Origin of the sequence: Alcaligenes faecalis (assembly GCF_005311025.1) — a bacterium.
GTDB lineage: Bacteria > Pseudomonadota > Gammaproteobacteria > Burkholderiales > Burkholderiaceae_B > Alcaligenes > Alcaligenes phenolicus.
Genome location: NZ_CP031747.1, coordinates 1,647,983 through 1,664,388, shown reverse-complemented (window position 1 = coordinate 1,664,388; position 16,406 = coordinate 1,647,983). Strand labels below are relative to the sequence as shown.

The 16,406-nt window shown below is 58.3% G+C and carries 17 protein-coding genes; 7 read left to right on the top strand and 10 right to left on the bottom strand.

What is annotated here, in order from left to right:
- The first annotated feature begins 82 nt into the window (after positions 1-82).
- Positions 83-1,753 carry an ArnT family glycosyltransferase gene (locus tag D0C27_RS07550; RefSeq protein ID WP_240688332.1) on the top strand — a complete coding sequence of 557 codons (1,671 nt, stop codon included), beginning with the start codon at positions 83-85 and terminating at the stop codon, positions 1,751-1,753.
- Here the strand turns inward: D0C27_RS07550 and D0C27_RS07545 are convergent.
- A complete protein-coding gene (locus tag D0C27_RS07545; protein ID WP_022983235.1) occupies positions 1,692-2,069 on the bottom strand; it encodes a GtrA family protein in 378 nt (125 codons plus the stop codon). The two genes, D0C27_RS07550 and D0C27_RS07545, sit on opposite strands and share 62 nt — an antisense overlap.
- 60 nt (positions 2,070-2,129) lie before the next feature.
- Between D0C27_RS07545 and D0C27_RS07540 the strand changes: the two genes are divergently transcribed.
- Positions 2,130-2,888, top strand: a complete 759-nt coding sequence (locus D0C27_RS07540; RefSeq protein WP_240688331.1) for a ChbG/HpnK family deacetylase — start codon at positions 2,130-2,132, stop codon at positions 2,886-2,888.
- A 9-nt stretch (positions 2,889-2,897) separates the two neighbouring features.
- Here D0C27_RS07540 and D0C27_RS07535 read toward each other — a convergent pair whose 3' ends face one another.
- Positions 2,898-3,494 (bottom strand): GNAT family N-acetyltransferase, encoded by a 597-nt coding sequence (locus D0C27_RS07535; protein WP_052159350.1) that lies wholly within the window; start codon positions 3,492-3,494, stop codon positions 2,898-2,900.
- A gap of 50 nt (positions 3,495-3,544) precedes the next feature.
- Between D0C27_RS07535 and D0C27_RS07530 the strand changes: the two genes are divergently transcribed.
- The gene (locus D0C27_RS07530; protein ID WP_009463890.1) at positions 3,545-3,886 is read left to right on the top strand and encodes a TIGR01244 family sulfur transferase; all 342 of its coding nucleotides are present in this window, start codon (positions 3,545-3,547) and stop codon (positions 3,884-3,886) included.
- An 87-nt stretch (positions 3,887-3,973) separates the two neighbouring features.
- Positions 3,974-4,435: a universal stress protein gene (locus D0C27_RS07525; protein WP_035271213.1), complete on the top strand. Its 462-nt coding sequence runs from the start codon at positions 3,974-3,976 to the stop codon at positions 4,433-4,435.
- Between the two features lie 61 nt (positions 4,436-4,496).
- Here D0C27_RS07525 and D0C27_RS07520 read toward each other — a convergent pair whose 3' ends face one another.
- The 5 genes from D0C27_RS07520 to D0C27_RS07500 are packed head-to-tail and all read right to left on the bottom strand — an operon-like array spanning position 4,497 to position 10,650.
- Positions 4,497-4,748, bottom strand: coding sequence for a formate dehydrogenase subunit delta (locus D0C27_RS07520; protein ID WP_137430702.1), 252 nt, complete (start codon positions 4,746-4,748; stop codon positions 4,497-4,499).
- A complete protein-coding gene (gene fdhD, locus D0C27_RS07515; protein WP_026485082.1) occupies positions 4,745-5,611 on the bottom strand; it encodes a formate dehydrogenase accessory sulfurtransferase FdhD in 867 nt (288 codons plus the stop codon). Before fdhD ends, D0C27_RS07520 begins: the two co-directional genes overlap by 4 nt.
- Before the next feature lie 32 nt (positions 5,612-5,643).
- The gene (gene fdhF / locus D0C27_RS07510) at positions 5,644-8,565 is read right to left on the bottom strand and encodes a formate dehydrogenase subunit alpha (protein WP_137430701.1); all 2,922 of its coding nucleotides are present in this window, start codon (positions 8,563-8,565) and stop codon (positions 5,644-5,646) included.
- A 13-nt stretch (positions 8,566-8,578) separates the two neighbouring features.
- Positions 8,579-10,147 carry a formate dehydrogenase beta subunit gene (locus D0C27_RS07505; RefSeq protein WP_137430700.1) on the bottom strand — a complete coding sequence of 523 codons (1,569 nt, stop codon included), beginning with the start codon at positions 10,145-10,147 and terminating at the stop codon, positions 8,579-8,581.
- On the bottom strand, positions 10,144-10,650 hold the full coding sequence (locus D0C27_RS07500; protein WP_060186306.1) for a formate dehydrogenase subunit gamma: 507 nt from the start codon (positions 10,648-10,650) through the stop codon (positions 10,144-10,146). Before D0C27_RS07500 ends, D0C27_RS07505 begins: the two co-directional genes overlap by 4 nt.
- 200 nt (positions 10,651-10,850) lie before the next feature.
- Between D0C27_RS07500 and D0C27_RS07495 the strand changes: the two genes are divergently transcribed.
- The 3 genes from D0C27_RS07495 (at position 10,851) to mobA (ending at position 13,867) form a co-directional block, all read left to right on the top strand.
- Positions 10,851-11,957, top strand: a complete 1,107-nt coding sequence (locus D0C27_RS07495; RefSeq protein ID WP_026485086.1) for a substrate-binding domain-containing protein — start codon at positions 10,851-10,853, stop codon at positions 11,955-11,957.
- 210 nt (positions 11,958-12,167) lie between these two features.
- Positions 12,168-13,271: a GTP 3',8-cyclase MoaA gene (gene moaA / locus D0C27_RS07490; RefSeq protein WP_080748026.1), complete on the top strand. Its 1,104-nt coding sequence runs from the start codon at positions 12,168-12,170 to the stop codon at positions 13,269-13,271.
- Positions 13,268-13,867 carry a molybdenum cofactor guanylyltransferase MobA gene (gene mobA, locus D0C27_RS07485; RefSeq protein ID WP_115634241.1) on the top strand — a complete coding sequence of 200 codons (600 nt, stop codon included), beginning with the start codon at positions 13,268-13,270 and terminating at the stop codon, positions 13,865-13,867. The genes moaA and mobA overlap by 4 nt, the downstream gene beginning before the upstream one ends.
- Positions 13,868-14,096: 229 nt before the next feature.
- On the opposite strand, the gene D0C27_RS07480 is transcribed toward mobA, so the two are convergent.
- From D0C27_RS07480 to D0C27_RS07470, 3 genes are all read right to left on the bottom strand, one after another.
- Complete coding sequence (locus D0C27_RS07480) at positions 14,097-15,302, bottom strand: molybdopterin molybdotransferase MoeA (protein ID WP_083054421.1); 1,206 nt, start codon at positions 15,300-15,302, stop codon at positions 14,097-14,099.
- Between the two features lie 100 nt (positions 15,303-15,402).
- Positions 15,403-15,933, bottom strand: a complete 531-nt coding sequence (locus D0C27_RS07475; RefSeq protein ID WP_137430699.1) for a molybdenum cofactor synthesis domain-containing protein — start codon at positions 15,931-15,933, stop codon at positions 15,403-15,405.
- Positions 15,926-16,405: a molybdenum cofactor biosynthesis protein MoaE gene (locus D0C27_RS07470; RefSeq protein ID WP_042483149.1), complete on the bottom strand. Its 480-nt coding sequence runs from the start codon at positions 16,403-16,405 to the stop codon at positions 15,926-15,928. Before D0C27_RS07470 ends, D0C27_RS07475 begins: the two co-directional genes overlap by 8 nt.
- Position 16,406 lies beyond the last annotated feature (1 nt).

The following is a 16,406-nucleotide window of genomic DNA, read 5'->3' as shown; positions in this document are numbered from 1 at the left end:
AATTGAACGCTACATCGATATTCTGAATCGCTTCGACAGCTACACAAGTAGCTGCCTACCCCTATTGGTTTGGCTTTGAGCGATGAGTATCGATAATTCCTTTTCCTCTTCCGGTGCAACGCTACCGCTTGGACAAGCGCGTGGACCGGCCTATTGGTTACGTTGCGGCGTCCAGCGCCTGGGTACGCTCTCTAGTGTGTCCGTGGGGCTGCTGGCACTGCTGTGGTTTGCGCTGACCCTGGGGGCGTACCCCTTGTTGATTCCGGATGAGGGGCGCTATGTCGGCGTGGCCCTGTCCATGCTGGAATCCGGTGATTATCTGGTGCCGCGTCTGGACGGCCTGCCGTTTTTCCATAAACCTCCCTTGCATTATTGGCTGACTGCCCTGAGCCTGAAAGTGTTGGGTGTGAATTTTGTGGCTGCTCGTCTGGTACCTGCCTTGATGGCGGCCTTGTTGATTGCCGGTATGCACGCGTTCTTGAAGCGTCATGCCAGCCAGCAACATGCGGGCTGGACGGCTTTGATTCTGGTCAGCAGCCCCTTGCTTTTCGGTGCTTCCCATTACGCCAATCTGGACATGACGGTTGCTGCCTTGATCAGTAGCTGTGTGCTCTTGGGTGGTCATGCTGCCTTGCAGATGGAGCAGGGGCGCTCCTATCGTTGGGCCTTGATGGGGCTGTATGCCACCGCAGGCCTGGCTTTTCTGGCAAAAGGCTTGATCGGGATTTTGATCCCCGGCGGTATCTTGGTGTTCTGGCTGCTGGGTCGAGGCCAGTGGCGTACGTTGTTGCGTCTGTTTTCTGTGACAGGCCTGGGAGTCTTGCTGCTGGTTGCCACGCCCTGGATGTGGGCCATGCAGGCGCGCTACCCCGGATTTTTTGACTATTACATCGTCTATCAGCACTTCCAGCGCTTTCTGGAAACCGGCTTTAACAACCCTCAGCCTTTCTGGTTCTACTTTGCCCTGATGCCTGTTGCCACCTTGGGTTGGACGCCATTCTTGTTCAAGCGCTTTCGTGGTTCTGCTAATGCTTCCGACGGTTTGGGAGCAGTACGAGGCTTGATGCTGTCGGCATTGCTGACTGTGCTGGTTTTCTTTTCCATTCCTACGTCCAAGCTGGTGGGCTATGTCCTGCCTGCGATTGGCCCTTGGGCTTTTTTTCTGGCGGATGTGGTGATTCGCCGTAGTCAGCGGGATGGGGAAGCAAAGGTAGAGCGCTTTGCGGTCTGGAGCATGGGTGTTTGTGTTGCGATTTGTGCGTTTGCCGTGGTGACGATGATGTTGCGCCCACAGGTTAACAGTCAGGCCTTGGGCCGTGTACTGGCCAGTGAATACCAAAAGGGTGACCGTGTCGTCTTTCTGAATAATTACCGTTATGACCTGGGTTTCTATGTTCCGGGCCTGCAGAACATCAGCGTGATGGGACGCTGGGATGATCCGGAAATCATGCGCACCGATAGTTGGCGCAAGGAGCTGCTGGAGGCAGCTCGCTTTGAGCCGCAACGTGGGGCGCTGACCTTGATAGATCGGGCAACCCTTCGTCAGCAGCTATGTCGGGACAGCAAGGCGGTTGTCTGGCTGATCGGCTCGCCAGATGCCGTGCGCCAAAGCCAGGTGCTCAACCATGCCCAGCGCCTGTACGAAGACCAGCGTATCGCCTTGTGGCGCTTTGATCACGACGAGTACGAGCTTATGTGCGGCGGAACGCCCAAAGCCGCCCAGCCAGAAACGTCAGTACAGCCAAACCGATAAGAATCAGGCCCAGCAGCAAGTCGTAGCGCAGACCGGAATGATTCAGTAAAAACGCATAGCTGGCTTCGTTGACGGCGAAGCCAGCGGCAGACACCAGAAAAAAACGTGTCAGAGCTGGCAGAAAGCGGGCATTCTGGGAGCGGAATGTCAGCCAGTAGTGGCCACCAAAGGACACCAGGAACGCAATCAGCCAGCCAAAAAGATTGGCCAGCAGCGGAGACAGGCTCAGCGTTTGCACCAGGGCGATTACAATGCCCCAGTGCGTGAAGGCGGCCAAAGTGCCGACCAGTATGAACAGAATGATTTGACGAGACATAAAGCGGAGCGAGCAGTGGCCAAGGACAGGCAGATCAGTATATGCGCGGATGATTTTGGCATGGCCCCCGCCGTGGACGAGGCCATACTGAAATTGGCCCAGGCCCGACGCCTGACAGGAACATCCTGCCTGGTCGATGGGGACAGCTTTGTGCAAAATGCATCAGCACTGCGCCAGAGCACGCTGCAAAAAGGTTTGCACCTGAATTTTACCGAGTTTGCTTCCCAAGCGGGCGTGTATGCCATGCCGCTCAAGCAGGTGATTATCCGCAGCCTGCTGCATCGTCTGGATGATCAGAAGGTCAAGGATAGCGTGGCTCGCCAGCTGGATCGTTTTGAAGAGGTGATGGGGCAGGGCCCGGACTATATCGACGGGCATCAGCACGTGCATCAGCTACCCATGATACGCGAGGCCTTGCTGGCAGAAATGGAGCGTCGTTATGCGGCTTCCATGCCTTGGCTGCGCTATACCGGTGCCCAGCGTCTGGCTACGGGTTTTGCGTTTAAAGACCGATTCAAGGCGCAGATTATTGCCGGGCTGGGTTCCAGAGATTTGTTGCGTCTGGCCAGAGCCAAAGGTGCCACCTTGAATAGCAGCTTTACCGGTGTATACGACTTTCAGGGTGGCAAGGAGCGCTACAGCGCCTTGGTCAAAGCCTGGCTGGCGGTGATGCAGCACGGGGACAGCATGATGTGCCATCCCTCCTTGAGCAGCGTGCAGGACGATCCTGTGGGCTTGCAACGTCAGGCAGAGTACGAGGTGCTGGCTGCCGATGAGATGCAGCAATGGCTGGATCAATACAGCCTGCGCATTGCCTGAGAAGGAAGATCAGAGCGTCTGGGCTGGCTGGCTTTGGCTGCCGTCACCCAGACTGCGCTGCATGATGACCACGTCAATCCACTGCTGGAATTTATAGCCTACCGCTGGCTGAGTACCTACATGGGCAAAGCCCAGCGAACGGTGCAGAGCAATCGAGCCCCGGCTGTCATGGCCGGAGATGATGGCCACCATTTGCCGCCACGGGCCTTTCTCGCATTCCAGCAGCAATTGTTCCAGCAAGGCTTTGCCCAGACCTTTGCCAATCTGACCTTGAGCCAGATAGATGGAGTCTTCTATCGTGAAGCGATAGGCCGGGCGGGAGCGATACGTTCCTGCGTAGGCATAGCCCACGATCTGCCCGTCCAGTTCCGCGACCAGCCAGGGCAAGTTTTGCTCGCGCACTTGTATATAGCGGGCACCCATTTCCTGTTCGTCGGGCGGGCTTTGTTCAAAGGTCGCCGTGCTGTGCAGTACGTGATAAGCATAGATGTTTTGCACCGCTGCCATATCGTCCAACGTGGCCTGACGTATCAACAAGGCACTGGCGTGATTGCCTTGCGGCAGGGAGGCAGAGAAAGGGGCTTGCGTACTATCGGGGGGGAACATACTATTTTTCCTTTGAACTGATTTAGTTTATCCCGATTTCAGGAGTTTCTATGTCCTTCCCGCACCAGTTTTTGACCGAGCAATTGGCCGTCGCCCCTCAATTATCGGGAGAGGATATGCAAGCCGTGGCCGATGCCGGTTTTAAAAGTGTCATCATCAATCGTCCCGATATGGAAGGCGGTCCCGACCAGCCCTTGTCGGCAGACGTGATGAAGGCCGCCCAGGCGGCAGGCTTGCAGGTGGAGTATCAGCCAGTAGTGGGTAGCGCTATTACTTCTGCTGATGTTGCCCGTTTTGGTCAATTGCTTGAAGCCTTGCCTGGCCCGACTTTGGCCTACTGCCGCACGGGTACTCGCTGTGCCGTATTGTTCCGCGCATTGAACGAATCCTGACCTGGCTCAAGGTTCAGGTCTGTACTAGCTTGTCCTGTGCCGGTATGCAGCGGTAAGCTATCTGTCTCCATTCAAAGGGGTTATGCCATGTTCAAGAAAATTCTGATTCCAACTGACGGTTCCGAGCTCTCCTCCCAAGCAGCCAACAAAGGCGTGACCTTTGCCCGCCAAATTGGTGCCGAGGTTCTGGCTTTGCACGTGACGCAGCCATTTGCTGCCACCGTTGGTTTTGATGGTATGGCTGCTGCCTACGCCATCACCGACGAGGACTACGACAAGACCGCCAAAGAACAGTCGCAGAAATACCTGCAACAAATTCTGGACCGTGCCGAGACCGCTGGCGTCAAGGCTACCGGCAAATCCGTATCGAACTTCAACGTGGCCGACGGTGTGGTTCAGGTTGCCGAGCAGGAAGGCTGCGATCTGATCTTTATCGGCAGTCACGGCCGCAGTGGTCTGTCCCGCCTGTTGTTGGGTAGCGTGACCATCAAGGTGCTGAATATGGCCAAGAACACCGTGCTGGTGTACCGCGTCAAAGAAAGCGATTAATCGTTTTTCAGCCCAAAGAAAAAGCCCGCCTAGGCGGGCTTTTCTGTGTCTGCGGCAAGTCTTATGGGCTGCGTGGCTCCAGTTGCTGTTTATGGGTCACGACTGCCTGCAAAACAATAGGCAGCAGCTCGCCATCTTCGCTTTTACCGCTGGGATTTTGTTCCACAAAATCCAGCAGGGAGCGGCGCATGCGCGGGTCCCAGAATTTCTGGATATGTTCCGCAATCTCGCGCAGTCCTTGCTCCCGATTGCTCAGGATTTCAAAGAACTGACCGATCTGGTTGGCCATGGGAATCAAAGGAACAATGTTCATGGTGATGTGGCCGAGCGTGACTCGGCAGAATTCAGATAGTGGGGATGGCTGTACAGCGTGAAGCTGCGGTCACGGGCGAAGGCGGCCAGCATGACACCCAGTTCATCGGCAATCTGCACGGCATAGGCGGTGGGGGCGGAGACGGCCACCACAAAGTTGATGCCCATGGCAGCGGCCTTCTGGACCATCTCGAAGCTGGCACGGCTGGAGATCAGCACCATGCCAGAGCGGGGATCAATATCGTTGCGCAGCATGTGGCCCAGCAGTTTGTCCAGCGCGTTGTGGCGACCTACATCCTCACGCACGGCCAGGATATCGCCTTGCAGATTGCACCAGGCAGCCGCATGGGTAGCGCCCGTCAGACGATGCAAGGGCTGGCTGGAGCGCAAGGCATCCAGGGCCTGGAAGATGGCGGCAGCATCGGGGCGGTGCTCGGGAGCATCCAGACGGGGTAGCTGTCGGCGTACCTCGTCCAGACTTTCCAGTCCACACAGGCCACAGCCTGTACGGCCAGCCAGCTGACGGCGACGCGCCTTGAGCTGATGCTGGCAAGCACTGGCAATCTCGATTTGCAGCAGGCTGCCGCGCTCGCCTTCCAGCACATCCACGCCGCGTATATCGTCAGCGGTACGGATGATGCCCTCGGTCATGGAAAATCCGTAAGCCAGATCCTCCAGATCGCTGGGGCTGCATAACAAGGCACTATGGCTGATGCCATTGAACTCCAGAGCCACGGCCTGTTCGCGCGCCAGCGCATCCTGATCCTCTTGGGGCAGGGTGTCAGCTTGTGCTTCTGCTGGGGTACGCGCCTGCCGCCATACGGTGGCAGGGGCGCTGGCATCACGAAAATCTGCCTGGCTCACGTGGGCAACTCCTTAGGGCCTGTTGGGACGCATCATACTTTCGCGACGGCCTCGGCATGCTCATGCGAATGGCTGTGATCCGCCTGGGCCAAATCCTCGGCCGGGACGGTCTCGCCTTGCAGGAGGCGCTGCTGAATATCGTGGAAACGGTTCCAGCGATTTTGCCAGGCCGACTCGGAGGTCACGCGCTGAATCTGCACGGCCGTCACCTTGTACTCGGGGCAGTTGGTTGCCCAGTCCGAGTTGTTGGTGGTGACCACGTTGGCGCCCGACTCGGGAAAGTGGAAAGTAGTATAGACCACCCCTGGCTGCACTCGTTCGGTCACCGTCGCGCGCAGGGCGGTCTCGCCCGCACGGCTCTTGACCGAGACTTTGTCGCCACTGCGAATGCCACGATCTTCGGCATCCACCGGGTGAATTTCCAGCAAGTCCTCTGCATGCCAGGCCACGTTGTCGGTACGGCGGGTTTGGGCGCCCACGTTGTATTGCGACAGGATACGGCCGGTGGTCAATAGCAAGGGGAACTTGCGGCTGCTGCGCTCTTCGGTGGGCACGTACTGAGTCAGCATGAAGCGGCCCTTGCCACGCACGAACTCGTCGATGTGCATGGTGGGGGTGCCTTCAGGCGCCTGTTCGTTGCAAGGCCATTGCACGCTGCCACCCAGCTCCTGGATGCGATCGTAAGACACGCCAGCAAAGGTCGGGGTCAGACGGGCGATCTCGTCCATGATCTGGCCGGGATGCTCGTAATTCATGGGGTAGCCCAAAGCACGGGCCAGGGCGCAGGTGACTTCCCAGTCGGCCATGCCCGCCTTGGGCTCCATCACTTTGCGTACGCGCGAAATGCGGCGCTCGGCGTTGGTGAAGGTGCCGTCTTTTTCCAGGAAGGATGAACCGGGCAGGAACACGTGGGCGTACTTGGCGGTTTCGTTCAGGAACAGATCCTGTACCACCACACACTCCATGGCAGCCATGGCGGCGGCCACGTGCTGGGTGTTCGGGTCGGACTGAACAATGTCTTCGCCCTGGCAGTACAGCCCCTTGAAGCTGCCACTCAAGGCGGCGTCAAACATATTGGGAATGCGCAGACCGGGTTCAGATTGCAGAGATACGCCCCAGGCCTCTTCAAACTGCTGGCGTACGCTGGTGTCGGAGACGTGACGGTAGCCGGGGAACTCGTGTGGGAAGGAGCCCATATCGCAGGAGCCTTGCACGTTGTTCTGACCACGCAGCGGGTTCACACCCACGCCTTCGCGGCCTACGTTACCCGTAGCCATGGCCAGGTTGGCAATGGCCATCACGGTGGTGGAGCCCTGGCTGTGTTCTGTCACACCCAGGCCGTAGTAGATCGAACCGTTACCGCCGGTGGCGTACAGACGGGCTGCGCCACGGATGTCGTCGGCGGACACACCGCAGATCTCGGCCATGGCTTCCGGCGAGTTCTGGGGCTGGCTGACAAAGCTGCGCCATTCATTAAAGGCCTCGGTATCGCAACGTTCGGCCACATAGGCCTCATTCACCAGATTTTCAGTGACGATTACGTGGGCCATGGCGGTCAGCATGGCGGTGTTGGTGCCTGGACGCAGGGGCAGGTGATAGTCGGCCTGGATGTGCGGCGAGCTGACCAGTTCAGTTTGACGCGGGTCGATCACGATCAGGCGGGCACCTTGGCGCAGGCGACGTTTCAGGCGCGACGCAAATACGGGGTGAGCGGCGCTGGGGTTGGCACCCATCACGATCACTACGTCGGTGTGCATCACCGAGTCAAAGGTTTGCGTACCGGCGGACTCACCCAGGGTCATCTTCAGACCGTAGCCGGTCGGGGAGTGACACACGCGGGCACAGGTGTCCACGTTATTGGTACCAAAGGCGGCACGAACCAGCTTTTGCACCAGATAGGTTTCTTCGTTGGTGCAACGCGAGGAGGTGATACCGCCCACCGCGTCACGACCGTGCTGATCCTGAATGCGACGGAACTCGGAGGCAGCGTAATTGATGGCCTCGTCCCACGACACCTCCTGCCAGGGGTCCGTAATGCTCTTGCGTATCATGGGGCTCAGGATACGGTCCTGGTGCGTGGCGTAACCCCAGGCGAAACGACCTTTCACGCAGGCGTGGCCACGGTTGGCCTTGCCGTCTTTCCAGGGTGTCATGCGAATGACTTTGTCGCCCTTCATCTCGGCCTTGAAGCCGCAACCGACACCGCAATAGGCGCAGGTGGTGATGACGGCGTGCTCGGGCTGACCCAGGTCGATAACCGACTTTTCCATCAAGGAAGAAGTCGGGCAGGCCTGGACACAAGCACCGCAGGAGACGCAATCGCTACCCAGGAAGCCATCGTTCTGACCGGCGGTGACACGCGATTCAAAACCGCGTTTGTCGATGGTCAGCGCAAAGGTGCCCTGAACTTCCTCACAGGCGCGCACGCAGCGATTGCAGACAATGCATTTGCTGGAGTCGTAGGCAAAGTAAGGATTGGAATTGTCGGTGGTGTCGTCCAGGTGGTTGGCACCATCAAAGCCATAGCGCACGCTGCGCAGGCCCACCACACCGGCCATGTCTTGCAGTTCGCAATTGCCGTTGGCAGGACAGGTCAGGCAGTCCAGCGGGTGATCGGAGATGTACAGCTCCATCACGTTGCGGCGCAGCTTGTGCAGGGTGTCGTTTTCGGTTTGGACGACCATGCCTTCTTCCACCAGGGTGGTGCAGGAAGCAGGGTGGCCGCGACGGCCTTCAATGTCCACCAGGCACAGACGGCAGGAGCCAAAGGCCTCCAGCGAATCGGTGGCGCACAGCTTGGGAATATTGATGCCGGCCAAGGCGGCTGCGTGCATCACGGAAGTGCCGACGGGCACTTCAATCAATTTGCCATCGATGGTCAGGTTGACCATCTCGGTCTGGGTCGAGGCTGGGGTGCCCAGGTCACGTTCGCGTACGGCGACTGTTTCTTTCATGGTGATCTCCGTCTTAGACCTTGGCCAGGTCCTGCTCGGTTTGCGGGGCCAGTCCAAAATCCTGGGGGAAGTGTTCCAGCGCGGACAGGACGGGATAAGGGGTCATGCCGCCCAAGGCGCACAAGGACCCGGAGAACATGGTGTCGCACAGGTCGCGCAGCAGCTCGACATGGTTGTCCATGTCTTCGCGGCGACGGATCTTCTGGATGGTCTCCACACCACGCGTAGAGCCGATGCGACAGGGTGTGCATTTGCCACAGGATTCGATGGCACAGAATTCCATGGCGTACTGCGCCATGTGGGCCATGTCCACCGTATCGTCAAAAGCCACCAGGCCACCGTGGCCGACCATGGCATTGATCTTCATGTAGGCTTCGTAGTCCAGCGGGACATCCCACTGGTGTTCGGGCAGATAGGCTCCCAAGGGGCCACCGACTTGCACTGCACGCAAGGGACGACCGCTGGCACTGCCACCACCGTAGTCGTACAGCAATTCGCGTAGGGTGACGCCAAAGGCTTTTTCCACCAGGCCACCGTTTTGCAGATTGCCGGTCAATTGGAATGCCAGCGTGCCACGCGAGCGGCCCATGCCGTAGTTCTGGTAGTAAGCACCGCCCTTGGCCAGAATAACTGGCACGGAAGCCAGGGACACCACGTTATTGATGACCGTAGGCTGACCAAACAAACCTTTGATGGCGGGCAGAGGCGGTTTCACACGCACCATGCCACGCTTGCCTTCCAGACTGTCGAGCAGGGCGGTTTCTTCACCACAGATGTAGGCGCCGGCTGCCTTGCGTACTTCCAGATCGAACTCGCAGCCGCTGCCTTGAATGTTCTTGCCCAACCAGCCTGCTGCGCGCGCCGCCACAATGGCTTCGTTCAGCGCCTGCACGGCCAGCGGGTATTCGGAACGCACGTAGATGTAGCCATAGGTCGCACCGACGGCCAGACCGGCAATTGCCATGCCTTCAACCAGGCACAGCGGATCACCTTCCATCAACATGCGATCCGAAAATGTGCCCGAGTCGCCTTCGTCGGCATTACAGACAATGTATTTTTGCTGTGCCGGGGTGTTCAGTACCGTGTTCCACTTGATGCCGGTCGGGAAAGCGGCACCGCCACGACCACGCAGGCCGGAGTCGGTCACTTCTTTCACAATGGCGGCCGGTTCCATGCTCAGCGCCTTGCGCAAACCTTCGAAGCCACCACAGGATTGGTAATCGGCCACGCTGACCGGATCAATAATCCCCACACGGGCAAAAGTCAGGCGTTCCTGATTCTTCAGGTAAGGGATGGCGTCCGTCAGGCCGTGGCACAACTTATGTGCACCGCCTTGCAGGAAACCAGCGTCGAACAGACCGGGCAGATCTTCAGTCCGGACAGGGCCGTAAGCGACGCGGCCTTCAGCCGTTTGCACTTCCACCATGGGCTCCAGCCATAGCAAACCGCGCGAGCCATTGCGCACAATCTGCACATCCAGACCGCGCTCCTGAGCCTGGGCCGCCAGTTGCTGGGCAATCTCATGGGCGCCCATGGCGACCGCTGCGGTGTCGCGCGGAACGTAAACGGTAATGGTGCTCATGACTGGGCCTCCTGGCTGCTTAGCAGGGCATCCAGTTTTTCGGGGGTGACGCGTGCATGGGGTACGCCATCGAGCATGACGGCGGGGGACTGAGCACAGAGGCCCAGACAGTAGACAGGCTCCAGCGTGTACTGGCCGTCGTCGCTGTTTTCATGGAAGTCGCAGTTCAGGCGGCGACGGGCATGAGCCGTCAGCTCCAGCCCGCCCCGCGCCTGACAGGCTTCTGCCCGGCAGATTTCCAGGGTATGAGTCGCGTGGGGCTGGGTGCGGAAATGGGCGTAAAAAGAGATAACGCCATGGATTTCCGCACGGGACAGAGCCAGCTGTTCGGCCAGCACCGGCACCACGGACTCGGGAATACAGGCAATCCGGTCCTGAATCGTGTGCAAAATAGGCAACAGGTTACCTTTCTGGCCGGCGTGCTCCTGCACGGCCTGCAAGGCGACCTCTTCAGGAGCCAGACCTGACAGGTCCTGCTCCTGGTGATGAGGGGTTGTTTGCATGTCCTGTGTGCGCGGTGCCCGAATAGGGTGCCTGCGCCTCCATATTTTTTATGCACAGCCGTGCATATTATTTGACAGTGTTTTCCCTTGTAATCTAACCACTTAAGTCCATAACTTCAATAAGCAATATTTCGCATATATAATGTTTGGTACATGCAGCACAAAACATAAATACGAAAACACACTGGTCTTAAAAACACATGACCAAACAGAAATTCAAAGCCCGGCTGCGCTCTGAATGGATTCTGGAAAATGCAGACGGCGTGGACCTTCCCATGGGGGATGTGTTGCGTTTGTTGGGTGCCATCGAGCGACTGGGGCACTTGGCGGGAGCCAGCAAGGAATGCCAGTTTTCCTACAGACATGCCTGGGGCTTGTTGCGTAATGCCGAAAAACAGTTTGATGCGGCCCTGCTGGAAACCTCCCGGCGCAAAGGCACCAAACTGACCGAGTTCGCCCAGCGTTTGCTGTGGGCGAATCGGCGACTGGATGCGCGTCTGACGCCAACCCTGGAGAGCATGGCTTCCGAGCTGGAAGAGGAGCTGGGCCGCTTGTATGCGCAGCCTCTGGACCGTTTGCGCTTTCAGGCCAGTCACGGATTTGCGATTGAAGGCCTGATGCGCTTTGCCAATGAGCACGATGGTCTGCCGCTGGAGCTGCGCTACCGCACAGCCATTGAAGCGCTGGCTTCGCTGGAGCGCGGGGATTGCGATCTGGCCGGTTTTCAGGTTCCGGTGGGTGAGTTCGAGGTGGCTGCCATGCGCCGTTATGGGCAGTGGCTGTCTCCGGCGCGTCACAGGCTGATTTTCCTTTCCACTCGCCGGACTGGCTTGTTTGTGGAGAAGGGCAATCCCAAGAACATCACCGGCATGGCCGACTTGTTGCGGCCCGATGTGCGCTTTGTGAACCGTCAGATGGGGTCCAGTACCCGCTTTCTGGCGACCTTGCTGCTGGGGCAGTTAGGGGTAAACACGAATGCGGTGCTGGGCTTTGAAACAACAGAATTGACGCATATGGCGGTGGCGGCTCACGTTGCCAGTGGCATGGCCGATACCGGCCTGGGTGTGGAAACAGCGGCCAGCCGATGCGGGCTGGAGTTCATTCCCTTGGCCCAGGAGCGTTATTTCATTGCGGTCGAGCAAGAAGCGCTGGATAAGGCTCCTATGCAGGAACTGATGAACGTGATTGGCGGTTCCGCGTATAGTCAATTCATGGAAGATCTGGTGGGTTACGACCCACGGGGTTTGGGACAGATCATGACGCTGGAACAGGCATTCGGGCAGGCTGCCGACATGCTCTGGCGTTAGACCCCATTGCATGACGAAAACACACACCATGAGACGGGGACGAACCCTGTCCTTGAAAAAGAGAACACCATGAGCGATGAGCATGGGCCAAAACGTGAACCGGTGTCCGTAGACCAGGTTCAGTACAGGCCATATCAAGAAGCAGCTCCCCCAGGTTCCGAGGCCCGGCCCTTGGAGCCGAGTGACCCGCAGCCTGCTGGAGCGGGGGTTATGCCGTCCGGCATCGAGCAGGGGGCGCAAGCGGGTGCTGCAGAGCCTGCACGCCGCCCGACCGTGCGGATTGCCGCTGTGTCAGGGCAACCTTTGGACAAGCGTCACCGCCCATTTCGTGACCTGCGCATTTCCCTGACTGACAAGTGCAATTTCCGCTGTACCTACTGTATGCCGCGGGAAGTCTTTGGCACGGACTACGAGTTCCTGCCTCATTCTTCCCTGCTCAGTTTTGAAGAGATTGAGCGCGTAGCACGGCAGGCCGTTGCTCTGGGCGTGCGCAAGCTGCGCCTGACGGGTGGCGAACCGCTATTGCGTCGAAATATTGAAGTGCTGATTGCCATGTTGGCCAAGCTGCGTACACCGGAAGGGGATGCGGTGGAGTTGACTTTGACCACCAATGGCACCTTGCTGGGTCGCAAGGCTCAGGCCTTGAAAGACGCGGGTCTGAATCGTGTCACCGTCAGCTTGGACGCCTTGGACGATGCCCGTTTTACTCAATTGAGTGATAGCGGCGTGTCGGTCTCCACCGTGCTGGATGGCATTGCCAAGGCACAGGCCGTGGGTTTGAGCCCGGTAAAGGTCAATATGGTGGTGCGCAAAGGGCTGAACGATGATCAGATCTTGCCCATGGTGGAGCACTTCAAAGGCTCGGGCCAGATTCTGCGTTTTATTGAATATATGGACGTGGGCACCAGCAATGGCTGGAATCTGCAAGAAGTGCTCAGCGGTGCGGAGATTGTGGAACGTATCCAGTCCCGTTTCGAGTTGGAGCCAGTGGCCGCCCAATACCGTGGCGAAGTCGCCAGCCGCTGGCGCTTCAAGGATGGGACGGGCGAAGTTGGCGTGATCACCAGCGTCACTCAACCCTTCTGTGGAGACTGTTCGCGCATGCGTCTTTCGCCCGAAGGACGCCTGTTTCTGTGCCTGTTTGCTTCCCAGGGTTATGATGTGCGGGCGCAATTGCGCTCGGGTGCGTCCGACGAACAGTTAGCCGCCTATATGCACGGCGTCTGGACGGGACGGCAGGACCGATATTCCGAGATTCGGGGTGAGCAAACCACGAGTCGTGACCGTATCGAAATGAGTTATATCGGCGGATGATAAGCACACAGGACATCAGCGGTATTGTGCTGGCGGGCGGACGAGCCCGCCGTTTTGATTTGTCGGGCCAGATCGATAAAGGCTTGCTGCTCTTGCAGGGTCAGCCTTTGGTGCAGCATCTGGTACGTCGCCTGCGTCCGCAGGTGGGGACTATCCTGATCAGTGCCAATCGCAATCCCGAGCAGTATGTCCATTGGGGGCGTGTGGTCCCTGATGCCTTGGAGCTGGAGGGCTATCTGGGTCCGCTGGCCGGTTTGGCCAGTGTGCTGGATCAGATCAGTACGCCGTGGGCCTTGTCCTGCCCGGTGGATTTGCCTTTTGTGCCAGTGGATCTGGGCAAGCGTTTGATCAAGGCCGTTGAGGAGCAGGGCGCTGTGGCTGCCTACGCGCAGGCAGAGCGTAGCCACCCTTTATGCCTGTTACTGCGCACCGATCAGGCTGCGGGCCTGAAAGACTATCTGCTTAGCGGCGAGCGCCGTGTCATGAGCTGGCTGGAGAGCATAGGTGCGGTGGAAGTGGATTTCCGCGATGCGCCTGAACATGCTTTTTTCAATATCAACACGCCGCAGGATCTGGATCAGGCGCAAAGCTGGTAAGCCTGTTGCAGTGGCTTTGCTGCGCAAGTATTGATGAGCAGAGGAAAACAGAGGCGGGGTTGGCTGTTCGTGCGTGAGCGTTCCGTTATGCGGCCCTCCTGAGCAGTCGGCTGTCTTTACGTGAAGTACCTTTAAATAGCTCCAAACCAAAACAAACAACACAAAAAAAACCGCCCTGATCAGGGCGGTTTTTGTATGGCAAGGCCAAAGCGTGAATAAGCGTTCGAGCTTATGCCTGCCACTGGCTGTATTCGTACAGACGCACCACATCGCCGGGGGCGATATGAGAGTCAGCAGGGATACGTGCCAGCGCTTGTGCCCAAGGCAAGGAGCTGATGACGCCCGAACCCTGATTGTCGAAGGGGCGCACCAACAGGCGGCCTTGCTCGTCGTTGTCTACTTGTACGCGGATGAATTCTTCGCGGTCACCTTCAAAGTGGCGTTCACCTTGCAGCACGCCGTAACGTGTGGTCGGCAGCACGTGTTGGCGACCTTGCAGACGACGAATCAGCGGCGAAACCATCAAGGAAAACACGGCGTAAGAAGATACCGGATTGCCGGGCAGGCAGACCAGAGGCTTGTCGGCAATGTAGGCCAGCGCCAGTGGTTTGCCCGGCTTCATACGCACTTTCCACAGATCCAGCTGGCCGCCTATGCCTTCGATGGCAGGCTTCACAAAGTCTTTTTCCCCGACCGAGACACCGCCTACGGTCAGTACCAGGTCGCAGCGTTGCAGCAGCTCTTTCAGAGCGTCCTGAATGGCTTCCAGCGTGTCTTTGGCATGCACTGCATGCACAGTTTCAACACCCAGCGCCTGCAGCTGCGCACGCAGCATGGGGGCGTTGGAGTTGTAGATCTGGCCGGCTTTCAAAGGCTGGCCAGCAGGAGTCAGCTCGTCGCCTGTGGTCAGAATGCCGACGGTCAGCAGCGGGTACACCTGTAGCTGAGCATGGCCTTGCGCAGCCAGCTGAGCAATATGGGCTGCGGTCAGTTTGGTGCCTGTTGTGATCAGCACTTCACCAATGCGCATGTCCTCGCCCCGGCGGCGGATGTTCACGCCAGCCACGGGCATTTCCAGAATGCGCACACCTTGTTCGTCTTCCTGGCAGTTTTCCTGAATCACTACTGTATCCGCACCGGGTGGCAGCATGCTGCCGGTAAAGATGCGAATCGCCATGTTCTCTTTCAGTGTTTCAGGAATATCGCCGGCATAGCAGCGCTGCTGAATGGGCAGGACCTTGCCGTCGGCAATATCCGCCAGGCGCAGGGCATAGCCATCCATGGCGCTATTGTCGGCGGGCGGCATGTCCAGCTGGGCTTGAATATCCTGGGCCAGAATGCGTCCCAAGGCTTGCGACAGATCGCAGGTTTCGGTTTGGGTGGGAACTTGCCCTGCCTGGGCCAGCCTTTGCTGTGCTACGTCAAATTCGATCATAGGATGGATAAATTCGATAAAACAATTCGTGGCTCGGGGCGTCAGAGCACGGTGGAAAGGAGGTCGTTCGGGAGCTGTCGCTGTCATACCGTTGCAGGTATCAGGGCTTGGCTGGCTCCAGATATTCAGAGGCAAAATTGCAAGGGTGATGGTGGCTGTCCAACTGCTCTTTCAAGATTTTTTCCCAAGCCAGCTTGCACGCACCGCCCGAGCCGGGAATGCAGAACAGCAAGGTTCGGTTGGCTGTTCCCGCCAGAGCATCGGATTGCAGGGCAGAGGAACCAATATCCTGATAGGACAAGTAGCGGAACTGCTCGCCAAAGCCGGTAATGACCTGATCCAGCAAAGGCGTAACCGCTGCAATCGTGGATTTTTTATGACTGAAACCCGTACCGCCATTGCAGATGATGACGTGGATTTCCGGGTCCAGAATCCATTGGCTGAGCAGGGCGCGAATGGCGTAAATATTGTCCCTGCTGATGGCGCGCTGCACGCAGTAATGGCCGCTGTCAGTCAGGCTGGCCGCCAGATAATCACCGGAGGTGTCATCATCCGGGCCACGGCGGTCCGAAATGGTCAGCACAGCAGCGTTCAGGCGAACAGCGGGTAAATCGGTCTTGGCTTTAGACATGCTTGTCGGTGTCCGCAGAGGTATTCCAGGAGTCCGTTTTCTGGGCGTCGCTGTCGCGCTGCTGTACCCAGAAACGCTTGCCGTCAGCCAGGGTTTCGCGCTTCCAGAAAGGGGCGCGGGTTTTCAGCACGTCCATGATGAATTCGCAGGCACGGAAAGCATCGCCACGGTGGGCGCTGGTGACGCCAACATAAACGATTTGTTCGGTCAGGTGCAGTTCGCCCACGCGGTGCACGACCAGCGTATCCAGTATGGGCCAGCGTTGACGGGCCTGATCGCAAACCGCTTCAATTTCGCGCTCGCACATGCCGGGGTAGTGTTCCAGGAACAGGGATTCGGTGGCGGTGCCATCGGCCTGATCGCGCACATAGCCGGTAAATGTCACCATGGCACCGGCCTTGCCGCCAGCCGTGGCGCGCAGCTCGGCATTCAGGGCGGCAACATCAAAATCTTCAGTCTGGATACGAATCATC

Bases quoted from the DNA above. Each gene is read 5' to 3' on its own strand.
- D0C27_RS07520 (WP_137430702.1), bottom strand. From the start codon at position 4,748: ATGAACATTGTTCCTTTGATTCCCATGGCCAACCAGATCGGTCAGTTC.
- mobA (WP_115634241.1), top strand. From the start codon at position 13,268: ATGATAAGCACACAGGACATCAGCGGTATTGTGCTGGCGGGCGGACGA.
- D0C27_RS07505 (WP_137430700.1), bottom strand. From the start codon at position 10,147: ATGAGCACCATTACCGTTTACGTTCCGCGCGACACCGCAGCGGTCGCC.
- D0C27_RS07470 (WP_042483149.1), bottom strand. From the start codon at position 16,405: ATGATTCGTATCCAGACTGAAGATTTTGATGTTGCCGCCCTGAATGCC.
- D0C27_RS07475 (WP_137430699.1), bottom strand. From the start codon at position 15,933: ATGTCTAAAGCCAAGACCGATTTACCCGCTGTTCGCCTGAACGCTGCT.
- D0C27_RS07540 (WP_240688331.1), top strand. From the start codon at position 2,130: ATGGCCCCCGCCGTGGACGAGGCCATACTGAAATTGGCCCAGGCCCGA.
- D0C27_RS07480 (WP_083054421.1), bottom strand. From the start codon at position 15,302: ATGATCGAATTTGACGTAGCACAGCAAAGGCTGGCCCAGGCAGGGCAA.
- fdhF (WP_137430701.1), bottom strand. From the start codon at position 8,565: ATGAAAGAAACAGTCGCCGTACGCGAACGTGACCTGGGCACCCCAGCC.
- D0C27_RS07535 (WP_052159350.1), bottom strand. From the start codon at position 3,494: ATGTTCCCCCCCGATAGTACGCAAGCCCCTTTCTCTGCCTCCCTGCCG.
- D0C27_RS07530 (WP_009463890.1), top strand. From the start codon at position 3,545: ATGTCCTTCCCGCACCAGTTTTTGACCGAGCAATTGGCCGTCGCCCCT.
- moaA (WP_080748026.1), top strand. From the start codon at position 12,168: ATGCCGTCCGGCATCGAGCAGGGGGCGCAAGCGGGTGCTGCAGAGCCT.
- D0C27_RS07500 (WP_060186306.1), bottom strand. From the start codon at position 10,650: ATGCAAACAACCCCTCATCACCAGGAGCAGGACCTGTCAGGTCTGGCT.
- D0C27_RS07525 (WP_035271213.1), top strand. From the start codon at position 3,974: ATGTTCAAGAAAATTCTGATTCCAACTGACGGTTCCGAGCTCTCCTCC.
- D0C27_RS07550 (WP_240688332.1), top strand. From the start codon at position 83: ATGAGTATCGATAATTCCTTTTCCTCTTCCGGTGCAACGCTACCGCTT.
- D0C27_RS07545 (WP_022983235.1), bottom strand. From the start codon at position 2,069: ATGTCTCGTCAAATCATTCTGTTCATACTGGTCGGCACTTTGGCCGCC.
- D0C27_RS07495 (WP_026485086.1), top strand. From the start codon at position 10,851: ATGACCAAACAGAAATTCAAAGCCCGGCTGCGCTCTGAATGGATTCTG.